This window comes from Dellaglioa sp. CoH-57-MRSF-22 (assembly GCF_056781895.1).
Map to the genome: position 1 here is coordinate 1 of NZ_JBXAXT010000084.1, position 449 is coordinate 449.

Below are 449 nucleotides of genomic sequence, written 5' to 3' on the forward strand. Positions count from 1 at the left end.
AGGGTTACCTCTCGTCGAAGATCGTGGTGAAGCACGCGACAGGCGCGACACAAGTGATCGACTGCCGTGACTACTTCATCCCGCTCGCGGTTGCGAAACCCCAATCGTTTGTCGAATCCCTGACAGAACGTGATCGTGCGGCGCTTGCCCAACACACGGAAAATCAGAAGAAACAAGGTTGACGGCACGCGCAATTAAGCGCATACTGCACAGCATTCAACAGCGGAGGGCAATATGAGCAACGTCAACATTCAATACTACAATGAGGCCGACCATATCAATCTTGCGTCTGCCACGGGTGATCTGGCGGTCCCGCGTGTCGGTGAGGTCATCCGCTTCGAGGCCGCCACCTCGGTTGATTACGAGGTGGCGGAGGTTGTGTACCACATCGCGCAGGGTACCAACCTCCGACAGCGCATTTCTGTATTTCTCGCCCGTATCGGCTGAAT

General features: G+C 55.7%; 2 protein-coding genes. One reads left to right on the forward strand and one right to left on the reverse strand.

All coding sequences use genetic code 11. The features are described from left to right. Positions 1 to 182, forward strand: a 182-nt coding sequence (locus AC1RPR_RS08275) for a hypothetical protein (protein WP_481763479.1), incomplete at its 5' end; no start/stop codon positions are given. Positions 183 to 216: 34 nt separating this feature from the next. Here AC1RPR_RS08275 and AC1RPR_RS08280 read toward each other — a convergent pair. Beyond that, positions 217 to 449, reverse strand: a 233-nt coding sequence (locus tag AC1RPR_RS08280) for a hypothetical protein (protein ID WP_481763480.1), incomplete at its 5' end; no start/stop codon positions are given.